Here is an 11,967-nt window from a genome sequence, read left to right as displayed (position 1 = left end):
GGTGTGGTGTCGCTGAGGTGGGGGTGGGGCGGGGTGGGGTGGGGCGGGGCGGGTCAGTCGGCCGGCTGCTGGGCGAGTACGGCCAGATGCAGGGCGAGGAAGTTGATCTCGGAGGCGGGGAGTTCGGCGCCCAGCTCGCCCCGGGCGCGGGTGGCGACGGCGCGGGCCCGCGTCACGGCCTCGGGGTGGTCGGCGAGTTCGGCCGCCACCTGATCGTCGGTACGGAACTCGGCGATCGGTTCGCCGTCGACCAGCCGGGTGAGGGCCATCATGAGATGGCTGGTCAGCATGCCCGCCGTCGCCTCGGTGACGGTCCGGCCCTCGTCCGCGAGTGCGGTCAGCTCGGCGGTGACGAAGTCGGCGACCTCGGGGCGGACCTGGCCGCCCTCGCGGAAGAGCCGGACGCGTTCGGCGAGTTGGTCGTCCATTCGATCCTCCCAGATTGAACAGTAAACAGGATTTTGGATTCTCAGCTCCGCAAAGACTGCGGCGCGGCGGATGTTGACGTTGGATCAGGTCGAAAGGATCGGCTCGGCGGGGTCAGGTCGGGGGGCGGGTCGGGGGGGATCAGGCCGACGGATCGGGTCGGCGGGCGGGGTCAGTACGACGGCATGCGATCGCCCCGCAGTACTTCGCTCTGGAGTGAGGTCACCAGCGACAGATCCAGCGCCTCGCGCACCGCGTTCAGCGCCTTCGCGCCCTCGGTCCGGCCGATGAGAGCCGCGCTGGAGTTGCGCAGCGCCAGCCCGCGGGTCACCTCGTCGCCCAGCGGCAGCACTTCGACATCCGCGTCGCCCGCGCCGAGTCGGCCCTGCACCTCATCGAGGTTCCATACGGTGGCGTCGGCCTGGTCGCGGGCGAGCAGGTCGCGCAGCTGCATATACGAGGACTCGACCCACTCGATGTCGTCCCGGCCCGCGAACGCGCGCTCGGCCAGAATCCGCTGGTCCTCGGATGTGTGGTCGACGGCCACCCGCAGGCCCGCAGTGCCGGGCGACGCGCCCTTGCGCAGCAGCAGGCCGTGCGCGCCCACATAGGTCGCCGGGCCGAAGTCGGCCAGCAGCTGCACGGGGTATTCCTCGATCAGCCGGTCGGCGGCGAAGCGGGAGAGGACGACCAGATCGACCTTGCCGTCGAGCAGGGCGGCCGTACGGGCCCCGGCGCCGCGCATAAAGGTGATCGCGAAGGGTGCGCCCGCCTCCTCGAACGCGGCCCGCAGCCCGGTGGCCAGGCCCTCGTACCGGCGCGAGTAGGGCAGGGGCATCGCGGCCAGCAGGGTGCCGAGGCCGGAGAGCCGCCAGAGCGTCGCGCGGTCCGAGCGGACCAGGAAGGTGCCCAGGTGGCCCCGGGCGGAGGTCTCGATCGCCCCGGCCTCCTCCAGCAGCTGGAGGGCGGCCTGAACCGTACCGTTCCCGCAGCCCAGCTCCTGGGCGAAGTCCCGCACCCGGGGCAGCCGGGTGTCCGCCTCGTGGTTCAGCAGCAGTACGGCGAGCTGCTGGGCCGCGAGACCGTTGCGGGTGAGGAAACGCTCGTCGAAACGGTTCACGCTTGGACAGTAACCAGGATTCTGGATACTGACAAGACCCCGCTGAACCCGGACTCCGCTGGGTACACCGCTGCATCCTTCGGCCTACCACCGGTTCCGACGTGCGCATGACGTATCGGGCCCGGGTGCGGGAGACCGTGGGAGGCATGAAGAACGAAATCATCCTGACCATCGGCTGGATCGCCGCGATCCAGGGCGGACTGGGAGCGGGCGGCCGGACCTTCGGCGACGGCGACTGGGGCCTGCTCCACAAGTGGTGGGACCTGCCCACCACCGGCTACCTCGTCATCCTCGTCGTCGGCGTGGTGCTGGCGCTCGCCGGAGAGGCGGGCCGTAAGCGCGCGCGGGCGTGAGCCCCCGTACAGCCTCGGGCGGGCCTCAGGCGATGTGCTCGGACTGCGACTCCTCCTCGAACCGCTGCTTGAAGTAGGGCATGGCCCGGCGCAGCAGCTCGGCGCTCCGGGCGTGCCGGATGCCGTGGACGTCCGAGAGGTGTATGTCGAGCTGCTCGACGGTGGGGTAGCCGCTCTGCTCGTACGCGTACGACTCGTAGACCGGGTAGGCCGCCTCGTAGAACTCCTGCTCCTCGGCGATCTGCTGCGCGTGCTCGGGCTGCTCCGGGAAGTCCGCGTCGGCGGGTTCGGCGGGTTGGTCGGGTTCGGCCAGTGCGGCCGGTGCGGCCGGTGCGGCCGGTGCGGCCGGTCGGTCGGCGGATTCGGCCGGCGCGGCGAGTTCTTCGAGTCGCTCCACCGCCGCGTACTCCACCGCCGCCGGGTCCTCGGCCCGCTCCCCTCGGTGCTCCCCCTGGCGCTGTCCGGGCAGACCACCGAGATCGCGGGTACGCCCCGGTCCCGCCGGGACCTGTACGGGCGTGGGCTCCAGACCCTCCACATAGGTGGGGTTGAACGCGCCCTTGTGCGCGTCCACGGGCACCTGCTGCGAACTGAACCAGGGGTTGGTGTACGGACCGGAGCCCTGATCCTGTGGCTGCCCCTGGTCCTGCGGCTGCCCCTGAGGCTGGGGGTGCTGCTGGGGCTGGTCGCTGTAGCCCTGGCCGGCGTATCCCTGGCCGGCGTATTCCCGGGACTCGTGAGACTCCTGGGGCTCCCGGGAGGCCATCGGGAGCTGGGGCTGAGCCGGGCCCCGGGCCGCCTTGTGCAGTTCGAGCCTCGGCTGGGGCGGCAGCAGCACCGGGTCAACGCCCGCCGCCGCGAGACGGGCGGCGGCCGTCTCGGCGAGCGGCACCCCGTACTTCGCCAGCCGCAGCGGCATCAGCGACTCCACCGGAGCCTTCCGGCGCCAGGACCGGCCGAACCGGGCCTGGAGTCTGGCCTGATAGATCAGCCGGTCCTGCTCCAGCTTGATGACCTGCTCGTACGACCGCAGCTCCCACAGCTTCATCCGGCGCCACAGCTTGAACGTCGGGACCGGCGACAGCAGCCAGCGGGTGATCCGTACACCCTCCATATGCTTGTCGGCGGTGATGTCCGCGATCCGGCCCACCGCGTGCCGCGCCGCCTCCACCGACACCACGAACAGCACCGGGATCACCGCGTGCATCCCGACGCCCAGCGGATCCGGCCAGGAGGCCGCGCCGTTGAACGCGATCGTGGCGACCGTGAGCAGCCAGGCCGTCTGACGGAGCAGCGGGAAGGGGATACGCATCCAGGTCAGCAGCAGATCCAGCGCGAGCAGCACCACGATCCCCGCGTCGATGCCGATCGGGAACCAGAGGGCGAAGTCGCCGAACCCCTTGCGCTCGGCCAGATCGCGCACCGCCGCGTACGAACCCGCGAAGCCGATCCCGGCGATCAGCACCGCGCCCGTCACCACGAGCCCGATCAGTATGCGGTGCGTGCGTGTCAGCTGCATCGCGGCCACCCGCGACCCCCTCCCGTAGTCGAAACGCAAGCCCCGAAGTGCGCGCCCGGTGGCGCGAATTCAGGACAGCGTTCGGGAACGCACGTTCCGGCGCACGGGGGTTCCCCGCGCAGCTGTGCCACGGGATGTGCGCCCAGGAACGGGTGTTCCCTTCCGGCCAGGGGCAGGCTACTTGTTGGCGGCCGTGACCGAGGCGACGGTCTCTTTCGCGGCGGTGGTCGCGTCCTTCGTCAGATCGGCCACGGCCGGGGGTTTTGAGCCCGCGTAGCCGGTTCCGTTGTAGGTCAGCGTGATGACGATGTTGTCCGTACGCGTCACGATCGTGACGTACGAGAAGTCCTCGCCGGTCTTCGTCAGCTGGTACGTGGTGGCGATGGCGGCTTCGCCGACACCGGGTGCGGGGGCGGTCTTCACCCCTTTCGCGCCGGGCGTCTTCTGGGCCTTGACGATCTCCTTGCCGTAGGTCTCCTCGGCGCGCTGCTTGCCGCTGAGGTTGAGCGACTGCTCGGAGGTGTAGCGCAGATAGGAGACATCGAGCCAGCGGTACTGCGAGCCCTTGACACCCTTGTCGTCCAGACCGTTCCACGAGCAGCTCGCACGGCTCATGGTGTCCGTGGACCGGCCGGCGGTGCCGCCCTTGACCTTGGTCTCGGGGACCAGTTTCCCGACGGTCTTCGAGGAGAGCGACTTGCAGGGGTCGGGGAGCTTGGCGAACTTCGCGGGCGCCACGGGCGGGGGAGCCGTCGACTTGGGGAGAGCGGTGCCCTTCGAGGAGTCCTTGGGGCCGGGGCTCGCGGACTTGTCGCCCTTGGCGGGCTTGTCGCCGGAGCCCGACGAGCAGCCGGAGGCGACGAGCATCACCGGGACGGCTGCGCAGGCGAGTATGCGGGCGAGTCGCGGGGCTGTTCGGTGCATGATTCCTTCAGTCGTGTGTGTCGTACGTTCACTCCGGCCGGCGAGGCCACGGTACGCGGAGGAGGCGCCGGCGGGTGTGGCCCCGGTTACCTTGTGGGGCCCGGTGCCGCACGTTGCCGCCGGGCGCCGCCGGTTCTGCGGGGATGTCAGTCGCTGAACTTCTCGACCAGGTTCCGGGCCAGGCTCTGGGCCTTTTCCTGGAGTTCCCGGCTGTCGGGGATCTCCGTCGTACGGGCGGACTGCTCGGTGTAGAGGACCGTCACCATGACGTTCGATGTGCGGAACACCACGCTGACTGTGCGGCGCTGGGCGGTGGATCCGGTGCCCGCGTCGCTGAGCACATCATTGAGGAAGGCGGCGTCGCCGAGGGAGTCCAGCAGCCGGGGCGCCAGGCCGTCCGGGGTGCCCTCCGCGGTTCCGTCGGTTCCGTCGGGGCCGTCGGTGCCGCCCGGAGCGGTGGCACCCGGTGCGGTGCTGCCGTCCGTGCTGCCGTCCGTACTGTCGGCGGAGGGGGGACCGGTCGAGGTGCCGGTCGGGGTGCCCGCCGGGGTGGAGGCGCTGCCGGACGGTTTGCCCGCCGGGGGTGCGGTCTCTTCGGGGGGGATGTTCGGCAGTGCCCCGATCTGCTTCTTGGCGAACACATCCTGTGTCCGTGCGACATCGCTGACGGCCGGGTCGTACGACACGACGCGCTCGAAGTCCAGGCTCAGGGTGTGGGTGGCGTCCGGGGAGTCGGCCTGCCAGCGGCAGCCGACGCGGCGGTCGGTGTCATAGGTGCTGGCGGCCGTGCCGCGCAGGGCCTTCTGCTGCTGTTCGTCGGGGAGTTCGCCCACCCCGGGCAGCAGATCCTTGAGGGTCGAGCCGCCCACCGAACCGCATGGTTCGAGCAGGGTGCGGTACTTCCCGGGCTGGGCGGCGGGCTGGGTCCCCGGGCCCGCCTTGGAATCCGTCGCGGAGCCCTCGGCTCCGGAACCGCTGGTGCAGCCGGCGACCAGTGCGGCGAGGGCCGCCACCGCCAGACCGCGCGCGTAGGGCGGCATCCCCCGGCGGGATACGGGCGAGGTCACGCCGGGGGCGGCGGGGCGCTCTGCCGAATCGCGACCGGGTGCGTACGTCGCGGCCAGGTGACCCGGTGGGCGCGTCACCGCCCCGTGACCGGATGCGCGGGCGCCCGCCCCCGGTGTCCCCGGCGCCCCCGGCGCCCCCGGGGACTGTGGTGCCTCCGGTGTCTCTGGGCGGGGTGCGTACGCCTTTCGCTGCACGGTCCCAGGCTCCCTTCGAGCGGAAAAGCTGTTGCCGCGCGGAGGCGGCCGATGGACACAATGTCTATCGCACGCGTCGCTGTGGATGCCGGTCCGCTGGGTTTTTCGCGGATCTTGGCGCCAGTTTTGCGTTTCATTGATTTTCGTAGGCTTTCGGGGGAATTGAGGAAGTATGTCGTACGTAGAGGTGCCGGGTGCCCAGGTGCCCATCCGGATGTGGGCCGACCCCGCGACGGTCGAGGATGTCGCGATGCAGCAGCTCCGGAATGTCGCGACGCTGCCCTGGATCGAGGGTCTTGCCGTGATGCCGGACGTCCACTTCGGCAAGGGCGCGACCGTCGGCTCGGTCATCGCGATGCGGGGCGCTGTCTGCCCGGCGGCGGTGGGTGTCGATATCGGCTGCGGAATGTCCGCCGTGAAGACCTCGCTCACCGCGAACGATCTGCCGGGCGATCTGTCCCGGCTGCGTTCGAAGATCGAGCAGGCCATCCCGGTCGGCCGGGGAATGCATTCCGAACCGGTCGACCCGGACCGGGTGTTCGGGTTCCCCGCAGGAGTCTGGGACGACTTCTGGAGCCGGTTCGACACGGTGGCGGACGCGGTGAAGTTCCGCCGTGAGCGGGCGACCAAGCAGATGGGCACGCTCGGCGCGGGCAACCACTTCGTGGAGTTCTGCCTCGACGAGTCCGGTGCCGTCTGGCTGATGCTCCACTCCGGCTCGCGGAACATCGGCGCGGAACTGGCCGAGCACCATATGAGCCTGGCCCGCGAGCTGCCGCACAACCAGGGCCTGGTCGACCGTGACCTCGCGGTCTTCATCGCGGACACCCCGCAGATGGCGGCGTACCGGAACGATCTGTTCTGGGCGCAGGAGTACGCCAAGCTCAACCGCGCGACGATGATGGGGCTCTTCCAGGAAGTGGTCCGCAGGGAGTTCCGCAAGGCGAAGGTCGCCTTCGACCCGGTCATCTCCTGCCACCACAACTATGTCTCGGAGGAGCGGTACGACGGGATGGACCTGCTGGTCACGCGCAAGGGAGCGATCCGCGCGGGCAGCGGGGACTTCGGGATCATCCCGGGCTCCATGGGCACGGGTTCCTACATCGTGAAGGGCCTCGGCAACGAGAAGTCCTTCAACTCCGCCTCCCACGGCGCGGGCCGCAGGATGAGCCGCAACCAGGCGCGGAAGCGTTTCACCACGCAGGATCTGGAGGCGCAGACCCGGGGGGTGGAGTGCCGGAAGGACTCGGGGGTGGTCGATGAGATCCCGGGGGCGTACAAGCCCATCGAGCAGGTCATCGATCAGCAGCGGGACCTGGTGGCGGTCGTCGCGAAGCTGAAGCAGGTCATCTGCGTCAAGGGCTGAGGGCCGGGACCGGGGCTGCCGAGTGCGGTCCCGGGTCTTTGTTTCGGCGACGGTTCCTTGTCGCTGGTGCGGGTCCGTTGTCCTGGTGCCGGTCCCTTGTCGCTGGTGCGGGTCCGTTGTCCTGGTGCCGGTCCCTTGTCGCTGGTGCCGGTCCGTTGTCCTGGTGCGGGTCCGTTGTCCCGGCCGGTGGGCGTTGGGTCCCGGCCTGGTTCCGGTCCGGTCCGGTCCCGGGCGTTGGGTCGTCCCGGCCCGGTTCTGGGTCGGGTCCGGACCGGACCCGGGCGTTGGAACCGGTCGGTCCTGGTTCCGGTAGCCGCAGCCGCGCAGCCGCAGCCGCGCAGCCGCAGTCGCGCCGCCGCTCCGGTGCGGTCAGCCCTCGCGGTGGACCTTGGTGTTGGACGCCTGCGCGCGGGGGCGCACCACCAGCAGGTCGATATTGACGTGCGACGGGCGGGTGATCGCCCAGGTGATCGTGTCCGCCACATCGTCGGCGGTCAGCGGCTCGGCGACACCCGCGTACACCTTCGCCGCCTTCTCCGTGTCCCCGCGGAAGCGGGTCGTGGCGAACTCCTCGGTCTTCACCATCCCCGGCGCGATCTCGATCACCCGGACCGGGGTGCCGACGATCTCCAGCCGGAGGGTCTGGGCGAGCACATGTGCTCCGTGCTTGGCGGCGACGTACCCGGCGCCGCCCTCGTAGGTGGAGTGGCCCGCGGTGGAGGTGAGGACCACGACGGTGCCGTCGCCCCCGGCGGTCAGGGCGGGCAGCAGCGCCTGGGTCAGATGCAGGGTGCCGATCACATTGGTCTCGAACATCTGCCGCCAGTCCCCGGGGTCCCCGGTGGCGACGGGATCCGCGCCGAGCGCGCCGCCCGCGTTGTTCACCAGGACGTCGCAGCGGTCCAGGGTGTCCGCGAACGCGTCGACGGCCGCCCGGTCGGTGACATCCAGCGCATACGCGGTGGCCCGGCCGCCCGCCCCGGTCAGCTCCTGCGCCAGCGCCTCGATCCGGTCCTTGCGACGCGCGGTGAGGACGACGTGGTACCCGGCCCGCGCGAGCCGTCGCCCGGTGGCGGCGCCGATGCCGCTGCTCGCTCCGGTGACGACGGCGACGGGGGTCCCAGCGGCGGTCATGTCCTGCTCCTCGGGCGTGCGTGTCTGTGCGATCGGTGATCGTGATCTGGATCGTGATCGGGATCGGTGTACGACGCCAGGATAGGTCGTGGGCGGACGTGGCCCGGGGGACCGACCGACGCGGAGGGGCCGGGTCCGGGCGGCGCCCGGGGATTCAGTCGCCGGGGCCGCCGGGATTCAGCGGCCCCGGGGCGCGTACATGATCACGGCCATGCCCGCCAGACAGATCAGCGCGCCGATCACATCCCAGCGGTCCGGGCGATAACCGTCCGCGGCCATGCCCCAGGCGATCGAGCCCGCGACGAAGACCCCGCCGTACGCCGCCAGGATCCGGCCGAACTCGCCGTCCGGCTGGAGCGTGGCCACCAGACCGTAGGCACCGAGCGCGATGACTCCGGCGCCGATCCAGATCCAGCCGCGATGCTCTCTGACCCCCTGCCAGACGAGCCACGCACCACCGATCTCGAAGAGCGCCGCGACGACGAAGAGGGCGACTGAACGGGCGACGAGCATGCCCCAGAGCCTGCCACGGCACGGCCGGGCACCGGAGCACGGTCCGGGGGCCCGGCCGGGCCAAGGCACGCGGTCCCGGGCAGCCGCGCCGATCCGACTGTCCGCCGGTCCGACTGTCCGCCGGTCCGACCGTCCGCCGGGCGGACGACGTCCTGACGATCACACTCCTAGACTCGCGGCATGACGCAGAAGAAGGCCGTCGGCCGCGACCGGCTGATGGAGGAGCTGGCCGTGGCCTCGCGCCGGCACATGGCGGCCTATGTGCTGTTCAATCACGCGCTCGCCGACCGGTTGCGGCTCCACCCCACCGACATCCAGTGCTTCAATCTGCTGGGCCTTGAGCCGGGACCCGTCACCACGGGGCGGATCGCCGAGCTGACCGGGCTGACCACCGGGTCCGCGACCCGGCTCGTCGACCGGCTGGAGCGGGCCGGCTATGTCACCCGCGAGCGCGACACCGCCGACCGCCGCCGGGTGCTGGTGGCCCCCGTGCCGGAGCGGTTGGCGGAGTTCGGGGCCCTGTGGCGAAAACTGGACCCTGCCTGGTTCGCCCTCTTCGAACAGTACGCCGACGACGAGATCGCCCTGCTCACCGCGCATATGCGACAGGCCGTGGAGCTGAGCACGAGCCAGATCGAGCGGCTGCGGAACGGCATGGTCTGAGGTCCCCGGCAGTCCGGCGGCGATCCGGGAGGCGGCCTGCGGGACGCCGTTGTACGGGGCTGCTCCCGCGGTACGCCGGAGTACGTGGCGGGGCCATGCGGGACGGCGGCGCGGGGGGCGACCGGGGCGCCGCGTGCGCGTCGCCGGGCGGCTCGCGGCGCCCTACGCCGTCGCGCCGCCGAACTCCCGCAGCGCCTCCTCGACGATCGCCTCCAGCCGGGCGTGGTGTGCGCCCCGCCAGTACACCTGGCCGCACTCCGCGCACCGCGCGAACACGTCGTACGACCGCCGTGTGCCCTGCCGAAGCTGATCCCGCACCGTGTCCTTGTCGGCCTTCCCCAGTCTCCCGTTGCACGCGGTGCAGCGGGACCAGGGCGCGAGCACCGGGGCGAACCGCTCCAGGACGTCCCGTAGCTGGGCTTCGGGCCGGTCGCTGTAGACATACGCGCCCGCCCAGATCTCCCGCCGCCGCAGCAGCCCGCGGTCCCGCGAGAGCAGCACCCGCTTCTCCCGCGCCGAGAGTGCCGCGAGCGCCGGGTCGCCGATGTCCTCGCTCTCGTACGCCGCGTCCACGCCGAGGAGCCGCAGGCGTCGCGCCAGCGTTCCGAGATGGACGTCGAGCAGAAAGCGCAGGGGCGCCCCCGGGACGCGCTGCGGGCGCTCGACCCCGTACACCTCGACGCTCTCGCCCGCGCGCGGGATGTGGGAGACGGCCACCGGCTTTCCGTCGACGAGCAGCCGGCCCGCCTCGGTGAGCGGGACGCCCAGGGACTCGATGACATGGCCGAGGGTCGAGGAGCCGTCGGTGATCAGGGCCGTACGTCCCTGGCGGCGCCGGGAGGGGACGAAGAGGTGCAGCTCGGGGGCGACACTGAGATGGATCTCCGGACCGTTCACGCCGTCAGCATGTCACCGGGCGGTGGTGAGGGCATCCGCGTTCTCGCTCACCCACCCGGCGAAGGTCCGGGCGGGGTGGCCGGTCAGCCCTTCGACGGCGCCGGTGAGGGGAGTGGGCGAACCATCGCTCTCCCGCCAGTGGTTGAGCAGCGCGTCGGCGAACGCGTCCGGCATGTACCCGGCCATGGACTCCTTCCACGCTTCGCGGGACACGGCGCGATGGGAGATCTCGACCCCCAGGACCCGGCCCAGGATCGCGAGCTGCTGGGCGAACGTCAGCGACTCGGGACCGGTGAGGTGGTACGCCCTGCCGCGCCCGCCCTCGCCGGTGAGCAGGGCGAACGCCGCCTCCGCGATGTCCTGTTCATGGATGGGGTCGGAGTAGCTCCCCGGATAGGGGAGATCGACGGCCACGCCGGACCGCAGCGCCGATCCCCAGTAGAGGGCATTGCTCGCGAACGCGCCCGGCTGGAGGACCGTCGACTCGACCGGTGAGGCGGCCAGCGCCTGTTCGGCCGCCAGATGCGTGGCGCCGACCGGGTTGCCGGGATTCTGTACGGCGCTGGAGGAGAGCAGCACGATGTGCTCGACGCCCGCGCGCCGGGCCTCGGCGGCGAAGTCCGCCGTGTGCGAGGGCTCGGCGTACAGAAACACGGAGCCGACGGATTCGAGCGCGGCGGGAAACGCGGACGGATCGTCGAGCGCGCACCGCACGGCGTCGACCCCCGGAGGGAGATCGAGCTTCTCGGGGGCGGCCGAGGCGGCCCGGACGGGCACCCCGGCCTGGTGGAGGAGTGCGACGAGGGCGGAGCCGACTCGGCCGCGGCTGCCGGTGACGAGGATGGTCATGGGGTCCTTCTGTCTGGGCCTGTCTGGGCCTGTTCGGGCCTGTATAGGTCTGCCTGGGCCTGGCTGGGCCTGGCTGGGCGGGAGATGAGCGCGGTTATCCATCGTTGAACAGAATCTGCGTCGCGCAGGTAAATCCTGATGGGGAAGCGGCTCGCCCGTCAAACGGATAACGGAGACGCGGCCCAGGACCCGGCCGGGTGCGGGGTACTACCGGGTGCGGGGTACTGCCGAGCGGCGTACTACCGGGTACGGGGTACTACCGGGGCCGGGTGCGGACACCCGGGCCGGAACGGACGCCGGGGTGGGGCCGGCCCCACCCGTTGGCGGGGCCAGGGTCCTGATCCATCAGAAGCGGCCCGGCACCAGCCGGGCGGACCGGGCTACGGCCAGACCAGGCAGTACGGCTGATGGCCCGCCTCGTGCAGGCGGTGGCTGAAGTCCTGCCATTCATGGAGCAGTTGGTACACATTGAAGGCGTCCCGGGGCCCGCCCCGGTCCGGCACCGTCGACCAGATGAAGGCCGCCGCGCCCACCGACTCCTCGCCGATGCCCCGCAGGGGGTCGACCACGGTCATGGGGAGCTTCACCACCGCGTAGTCGGGGTGCAGCACCACCAGCTCCAGCGGGGGGACCTTGTTGAGGGGCATGCCCTGGATGCCCATCAGGACCATCGCGGCTATGGTCTCGGGCTTGATCTTGGTGAAGAGACCGCCCATGCCCAGCTCGTCCCCGCCCAGCTCCTCCGGGCGCATGGAAATGGGGACGCGGGCAGCCGTCGCCCCGTTGGGGGCACCGAAATATTTGTAGGTCACCCCCACTCGGCCGCCCCTGCCTCCCTTGGCATCCGCGTCCGCGTCGCCTCGCCGGTGCTTGCCCCGCCGGGCAGGATCAGGACCCAGATCGTCGGTCCCCTCGCCCAGTCCGCCACCGCGATACATATC

The 11,967-nt window shown here is 71.2% G+C and carries 13 protein-coding genes; 3 read left to right on the top strand and 10 right to left on the bottom strand.

Going from position 1 to position 11,967, the window contains the following annotated elements:
• Positions 1 to 53: 53 nt before the first annotated feature.
• Together ACWF94_RS05925 and yhfZ are read right to left on the bottom strand one after the other, a co-directional pair.
• Positions 54 to 428: a transcriptional antiterminator gene (locus ACWF94_RS05925; RefSeq protein ID WP_453485078.1), complete on the bottom strand. Its 375-nt coding sequence runs from the start codon at positions 426 to 428 to the stop codon at positions 54 to 56.
• Between the two features lie 170 nt (positions 429 to 598).
• Complete coding sequence (gene yhfZ, locus ACWF94_RS05920; RefSeq protein WP_453485077.1) at positions 599 to 1,546, bottom strand: GntR family transcriptional regulator YhfZ; 948 nt, start codon at positions 1,544 to 1,546, stop codon at positions 599 to 601.
• A 146-nt stretch (positions 1,547 to 1,692) separates the two neighbouring features.
• On the opposite strand from yhfZ, the gene ACWF94_RS05915 reads away from it, so the two are divergent.
• On the top strand, positions 1,693 to 1,899 hold the full coding sequence (locus ACWF94_RS05915) for a hypothetical protein (RefSeq protein ID WP_453485075.1): 207 nt from the start codon (positions 1,693 to 1,695) through the stop codon (positions 1,897 to 1,899).
• Positions 1,900 to 1,924: 25 nt separating this feature from the next.
• Here ACWF94_RS05915 and ACWF94_RS05910 read toward each other — a convergent pair whose 3' ends face one another.
• The 3 genes from ACWF94_RS05910 to ACWF94_RS05900 all read right to left on the bottom strand — a co-directional run bounded on the left by ACWF94_RS05910 (position 1,925) and on the right by ACWF94_RS05900 (position 5,382).
• Positions 1,925 to 3,427, bottom strand: coding sequence for a DUF2637 domain-containing protein (locus tag ACWF94_RS05910; RefSeq protein ID WP_453485073.1), 1,503 nt, complete (start codon positions 3,425 to 3,427; stop codon positions 1,925 to 1,927).
• A gap of 168 nt (positions 3,428 to 3,595) precedes the next feature.
• The gene (locus tag ACWF94_RS05905; protein ID WP_453485072.1) at positions 3,596 to 4,342 is read right to left on the bottom strand and encodes a DUF3558 domain-containing protein; all 747 of its coding nucleotides are present in this window, start codon (positions 4,340 to 4,342) and stop codon (positions 3,596 to 3,598) included.
• A gap of 146 nt (positions 4,343 to 4,488) precedes the next feature.
• On the bottom strand, positions 4,489 to 5,382 hold the full coding sequence (locus ACWF94_RS05900; RefSeq protein ID WP_453485070.1) for a DUF3558 domain-containing protein: 894 nt from the start codon (positions 5,380 to 5,382) through the stop codon (positions 4,489 to 4,491).
• A gap of 394 nt (positions 5,383 to 5,776) precedes the next feature.
• Here ACWF94_RS05900 and ACWF94_RS05895 point away from each other — a divergent pair, with 394 nt between their 5' ends.
• Positions 5,777 to 6,970 (top strand): RtcB family protein, encoded by a 1,194-nt coding sequence (locus ACWF94_RS05895; RefSeq protein ID WP_453485068.1) that lies wholly within the window; start codon positions 5,777 to 5,779, stop codon positions 6,968 to 6,970.
• A 369-nt stretch (positions 6,971 to 7,339) separates the two neighbouring features.
• Here the strand turns inward: ACWF94_RS05895 and ACWF94_RS05890 are convergent, their stop codons facing one another.
• Both ACWF94_RS05890 and ACWF94_RS05885 read right to left on the bottom strand, forming a co-directional pair.
• The gene (locus tag ACWF94_RS05890; protein ID WP_453485067.1) at positions 7,340 to 8,104 is read right to left on the bottom strand and encodes an SDR family NAD(P)-dependent oxidoreductase; all 765 of its coding nucleotides are present in this window, start codon (positions 8,102 to 8,104) and stop codon (positions 7,340 to 7,342) included.
• Between the two features lie 177 nt (positions 8,105 to 8,281).
• Positions 8,282 to 8,617, bottom strand: coding sequence for a YnfA family protein (locus ACWF94_RS05885; protein ID WP_453485066.1), 336 nt, complete (start codon positions 8,615 to 8,617; stop codon positions 8,282 to 8,284).
• 180 nt (positions 8,618 to 8,797) lie between these two features.
• Here ACWF94_RS05885 and ACWF94_RS05880 point away from each other — a divergent pair, with 180 nt between their 5' ends.
• Positions 8,798 to 9,280, top strand: coding sequence for a MarR family winged helix-turn-helix transcriptional regulator (locus tag ACWF94_RS05880; RefSeq protein WP_453485065.1), 483 nt, complete (start codon positions 8,798 to 8,800; stop codon positions 9,278 to 9,280).
• A 162-nt stretch (positions 9,281 to 9,442) separates the two neighbouring features.
• On the opposite strand, the gene ACWF94_RS05875 is transcribed toward ACWF94_RS05880, so the two are convergent.
• The 3 genes from ACWF94_RS05875 to ACWF94_RS05865 all read right to left on the bottom strand — a co-directional run bounded on the left by ACWF94_RS05875 (position 9,443) and on the right by ACWF94_RS05865 (position 11,964).
• Positions 9,443 to 10,177: a Mut7-C RNAse domain-containing protein gene (locus ACWF94_RS05875; RefSeq protein ID WP_453485063.1), complete on the bottom strand. Its 735-nt coding sequence runs from the start codon at positions 10,175 to 10,177 to the stop codon at positions 9,443 to 9,445.
• 12 nt (positions 10,178 to 10,189) lie between these two features.
• Positions 10,190 to 11,026: an NAD(P)H-binding protein gene (locus ACWF94_RS05870; RefSeq protein WP_453485062.1), complete on the bottom strand. Its 837-nt coding sequence runs from the start codon at positions 11,024 to 11,026 to the stop codon at positions 10,190 to 10,192.
• A 380-nt stretch (positions 11,027 to 11,406) separates the two neighbouring features.
• Complete coding sequence (locus ACWF94_RS05865; RefSeq protein ID WP_453485060.1) at positions 11,407 to 11,964, bottom strand: hypothetical protein; 558 nt, start codon at positions 11,962 to 11,964, stop codon at positions 11,407 to 11,409.
• Positions 11,965 to 11,967 lie beyond the last annotated feature (3 nt).

Source organism: Streptomyces sp. NPDC055078 (genome assembly GCF_053607985.1).
Note: the sequence above shows the minus strand (reverse complement) of the source record. Positions and strands in the feature narration are given on the sequence as shown.